The sequence below is a fragment of the Nostoc sp. UCD121 genome, assembly GCF_014222285.1.
GTDB lineage: Bacteria > Cyanobacteriota > Cyanobacteriia > Cyanobacteriales > Nostocaceae > Nostoc.
Genome location: NZ_JACKZS010000355.1, coordinates 1 through 4,575 on the forward strand (window position 1 = coordinate 1; position 4,575 = coordinate 4,575).

Genomic DNA, 4,575 nt, shown 5'->3' on the forward strand with positions numbered 1-4,575 from the left:
TTGCACTCGATTTAATAAATCCTCAACATTTAAGAAACTGGTTTGCTAGTTGCTGCTACTGTACCTCATAACAGCCGCAAGTGCTGTAAAGCATTGCCATACCTAATAATTGCATACCAAATCGACGGACAGTGGTACAGTGACCCCGATTTTTTACCACCCAAAAATCTAGAAGTAAAACCAACAATACCTATAAGTTCAGCAATTATACACATACCAAAAACAACAGTTGAGCTACAACCAATTGTTCAATTATGTGCGGGATTTAGTAACAGAAAAATTCACAGTCTTTGGGTAGTTAATGCTCCAGAGCAAGTATTGAAACATATCTTAGAATGCAAGCAATGGGACAGTATATCACCCAAGCAACTATTAGAAACTCTGTATGAATTAATTCTTTATGGCTACGAAGTCAAAATACTTCCCGCCAAAAAGGAAACCATATCCCCAATCGAATGGATGGAATAGTAATGACTAATAGCAACCAACAACTCACACTTTACTATCCTTGTGTAGTCCAAATTATAGATCAGTTTGTACAGACAATATCAGTTGAGTTTTGGATACACAGTCCAATAAACGAAAAATGGAATTTGGTAGTCTTGAAAGATGGTGATAGCAGCAGCATATCGGGTTATACATATGCGACAGCACCACGTAAAATGGCATACCTCCATGAAGAATATCTATCAATAGAAGCCTTTTTGCAAGCCAAAAAAGAAGAAGGTGTGGACTATCCCATTCGACATAAAAGAACTTATCTGACAGTTAAGGGTGCTGCATCTCACAAACTATTCTGGACATGGACAAATCCTCAGACCAATAAAATTGAACGCATCCATTGGCATCCTTTAGCTATAAAAGCAAAGGCAAGTGAAGATGACCGAACTGACTACTCAAATATAACTCCAGTCAAGATTGGAAATGGAAAATTAATTACACTTGAAAAGGAGAATTTACCATCAAATAGAGCAGCTTTTTCGGAGTTTCTCGCAGACAGGGAAGAAAACCTCCGCCTTGCACTCGAAGCCCTAAAATCACCTAATCCTGATGCCGCCCTTGAACTGCTAGCCATCATGGAAGAAATATCCAAAGACTGCTTCTATGCCAGTTGGATTATGGGCAATGGATACAATTTAGCATCAATTCTTAAATCATGGGATGGCACTAGCAACGTCAGCTACGGCGGTGGGGAAATCACACAGCAACAGTTAGCACTAATGCGCGTTCTTTCTGAACTATCCCAAGGGTGGTGGTTTTGGGATGAAGATCAGGACACTGGGATAATTTTCCAAAGTTAAACTTACAGGGGAATCGCCTGATTATTTGGGCTGAGAGTATTGCGATCGCAGTACATGATCGGGAATGCGCTTACGATTAACAGTAGCGCATTTTTTACACCCAGTATCCCGAAGGTTAATTTTGAGTATGGGAAAGATGGCGATGTTTGAGGAAAGCCGCTGAGACACTTACTTCGAGCTAAGAGTAAGCGTCTACGCCTGTGTAGCAACTGGTTAATTTCTATTTTCAGTCGTTTTATAGAATAACAATCTCATACCCACTACATATGATTATTTAGTAGTGGGTTATACTTACAACTCCATATCGCAATTCCGAGTTGGAGAAAATTGATATTGCCTTTGTCTTGCAGCCGCTATTTCAAAAGAGGTATCAAATTCCGTAACCTTTGTTCCAAGTTTTAATTCCTCGTATAAAGGCACACCATCGCCGTCATTATCACTAAAAAGAATCTTGGTCATGATATGAGCAGGGGCAACTTGCGCGAGGCGATTGACTACATTAGCAACAAACTCGTTAGATGCTTCACAGCCATTAAGGTATCTAATTAAAGCATCAGCAGTAGCCTCAGTCATCTTGCCTGGGTTTTTTACCCCCGCTTCCAGAATAAAGTCATCGTAAATAGCTTTCTCGCTATCAGTAAAATTTTCCTTGCAAGCTTGTTGGATAATTAATTCAGCCTGCTGTTGTTGATTTAAAATTGTTATAGTGGTTTTTAAATATTGTTAAAGGAGTAACAGATATGACACATTATGTTTGCGATTTGTATAGCAATACAAACTGGAAGATTCCAGTAGAAGAAGTCGCAGCTAGAACATTCAATACAGAACAAGAAGCACAACAATGGTTCCAAGAGAAGTGTTCTGATAACAGTATTGAATTTAGTGGCTTCCATGACACTGAACGCTACGTCACTAACTGGGTTTCCTGCAACGGACAAGAAGTTGGTGAAATCACCAAACGCCCTACCTAATTGCAACAAATCCTAGTAGAAATTCAGAAAATTGTTTGTACCAGACAATTTTCTTCATCAAATTTAACGCCATATTAAATGACGCTCATAGACGGACAGTTAATACGAGAACACGTAAAGCAAGAATGTCAAAAATACAAATCCATATTTCAAGCATCTCAAAAAGAAGTAGCAATCATCAGATTTGAGTCTTCAGAAAATGCCAGCAATGAATTAAGAGCTAGATATGAAGCAGCCAGAATCTCAGCAGAACAAAAAGTAGCTATTTTCAACGCTATTGGCATTACTCCCAATTATATTGTGCTGTCACCCAATATCGCAGTAGAGCAATTTGATGGCATTGTTCAATCTATTAATGAAAACAGCAAGGTAACTGCTGCTATTGTTCAATACCCAATTCCAGCTAAGTTTACAAGTTCAATTGGGCTATTAGAACCACAAAAAGATATAGATATCGTCCGCAGACAAAGTAACAATTTCTTTGAAAGTTGTGCTACTGCTGAAGGAATCGCCAGAATTGTTGAATCCTACGCACAAAGAGATTCCAATGTTGCAGTTGTCGGCGGAGGTGGCTTTGTGGGCAATGGTGTCATCAAATATTTAGAAGCAAGTAGAATCAGCTGTTTCTGTTTGGAAGACGGCGATGACCTGACTAGAACTCAAGCAGCAGACATTGTAGTATCAGTCACCGGAAGACGAGGAATTTTCACGGACTATGTACTCCCCTCTCATCGCTTGGTTGTCGATGGTGGCTTTACACCTACTGCTTCTGGTGCTGCTGGTGATGTAGATCGCAGTGCTTACAGAATCCCCCAGAACATTACGCCCGTCCCTGGAGGTGTTGGCCCGATAGAAATGGCAATTTTAGCAGAACGTTTGGTAAAAATGGATTTGGGCATAGAACTTGGGAAATGGGACTATCAGCAATTACAGCAAGAACAGATGCAACGCGCTACTATAATTGCCCCCATAGCTAGACTGCTCTTCGCACAGCAAGCAACTGCCTATCCCCAATCCATTCGCACAGAAAAAGAAAACCTATTTGTCTTGGAAGGCAGTAACTACCAGATCAGTTTCAATAGCACCACGCAAAGTTTAACTGTTGCCAGAACCAATGAAAAGCTAACGCTGATTCGGCTAACTCTTGCAAGTAATCAAATTGAAACCGCCAGGGGTATAACAAACGAGGATATAGCAAGATGGCAGCAAATTCAAACTGCGATCGATTCAACAATAACGCAATCAACTGATAGAGGTATAGAGCTTTGAAACTATCAATTATCACTGCAACCTACAATAGACCTATGCAGCTTGCATCTACTGCACTGCCAAGCATTCAAAGTCAAACTGACCGCAATTTCGAGTGGATCGTCATCAATGATGGCGCTAATCCTGATACCAGAGATATCATTAACAGCATTAAGGCAATATCTGATTTCCCCATCAGTTACATTGAAATGGAACACCCATTACCGAGCAGTGGCTTTGGCTTGTGCTACGCTCGTAACCTGGGACTAGATGCAGCTGGTGGTGACATTGTTTCATACCTGGACGATGACAACAGCATTGCTCCTGAATTCGTTGCCTCAATGCGGCAGTATTTTGAACAACATCCCAATGTCCGATACAGCATGGCAAGACAGCAGCGCCGCCGCGATGTCATCCGTAATGGTAGTCTTATTCGCCAAGGAAAGCCGTTTGTTTCGCCTAGCAATTGCTGCTCCTTACAGCAGCTTCTATGGCAACAAGAGATATTCGACAGCAATGGTTTCGTCCACTACCGAAGCAATACACCTAGATGGAACCCCCAGTTTCAAGTATTCGCGGACTACGAGTATTTGCTGCAATGTGCTTGCATCTGGGGTGAAGGTGGCTTTGATCTCAATAACAGCATTCTTGTTAACTATATTCAGTCTTCTATCGGTATTATTGGTAGTTCCAACTATGAGCAATGGGCAACTGAGCTATCGCTGATTGTCAGTAACCAAGCAAACTATTTCATCCTTCAGGACAATGCTGTTGAACCCTTAAAGCAGCTTGTAAACGCTTATAGTACTAAAGGAAAAATCTCATTAACGCCAAAAGCATTTGCCCTTCTTTAAATCTAAAGAAGCTTGTCAACAGCGCTGAATCTAGCCTGAAGTAGAGAGTCAGGAGGCATCTTTATTCTGGCTTCTGACTCCTCAAAACTTTAAAAGTGAAACTTAAATGGCTATTGGCTTAATAACTCCCGGTTCGCCCATTTTTTCGGGAGTTAGAAGAAATGCTACTCAGGAGTAAAAGATTGACCACCAAGTTGAGTG

General features: G+C 40.9%; 6 protein-coding genes. 5 read left to right on the forward strand and 1 reads right to left on the reverse strand.

Annotated features, from left to right (window positions below; all coding sequences use genetic code 11):
* Positions 1-42 precede the first annotated feature (42 nt).
* Entirely contained in the window at positions 43-468 is a 426-nt protein-coding gene (locus GNF10_RS35350; RefSeq protein ID WP_260446378.1) for a hypothetical protein, read from the forward strand.
* A gap of 2 nt (positions 469-470) precedes the next feature.
* Positions 471-1,301: a hypothetical protein gene (locus GNF10_RS35355; RefSeq protein ID WP_260446379.1), complete on the forward strand. Its 831-nt coding sequence runs from the start codon at positions 471-473 to the stop codon at positions 1,299-1,301.
* 291 nt (positions 1,302-1,592) lie between these two features.
* Here the strand turns inward: GNF10_RS35355 and GNF10_RS35360 are convergent, their stop codons facing one another.
* Positions 1,593-1,874, reverse strand: a complete 282-nt coding sequence (locus GNF10_RS35360; RefSeq protein WP_221643740.1) for a hypothetical protein — start codon at positions 1,872-1,874, stop codon at positions 1,593-1,595.
* A gap of 167 nt (positions 1,875-2,041) precedes the next feature.
* On the opposite strand from GNF10_RS35360, the gene GNF10_RS35365 reads away from it, so the two are divergent.
* The 3 genes from GNF10_RS35365 to GNF10_RS35375 all read left to right on the forward strand — a co-directional run bounded on the left by GNF10_RS35365 (position 2,042) and on the right by GNF10_RS35375 (position 4,374).
* Positions 2,042-2,272 (forward strand): hypothetical protein, encoded by a 231-nt coding sequence (locus GNF10_RS35365; RefSeq protein WP_185582104.1) that lies wholly within the window; start codon positions 2,042-2,044, stop codon positions 2,270-2,272.
* A gap of 78 nt (positions 2,273-2,350) precedes the next feature.
* Positions 2,351-3,541: a bifunctional 5,10-methylenetetrahydrofolate dehydrogenase/5,10-methenyltetrahydrofolate cyclohydrolase gene (locus GNF10_RS35370; RefSeq protein WP_185582103.1), complete on the forward strand. Its 1,191-nt coding sequence runs from the start codon at positions 2,351-2,353 to the stop codon at positions 3,539-3,541.
* Positions 3,538-4,374: a glycosyltransferase family A protein gene (locus GNF10_RS35375; protein ID WP_185582102.1), complete on the forward strand. Its 837-nt coding sequence runs from the start codon at positions 3,538-3,540 to the stop codon at positions 4,372-4,374. Before GNF10_RS35370 ends, GNF10_RS35375 begins: the two co-directional genes overlap by 4 nt.
* The last annotated feature ends 201 nt before the right edge of the window (positions 4,375-4,575 follow it).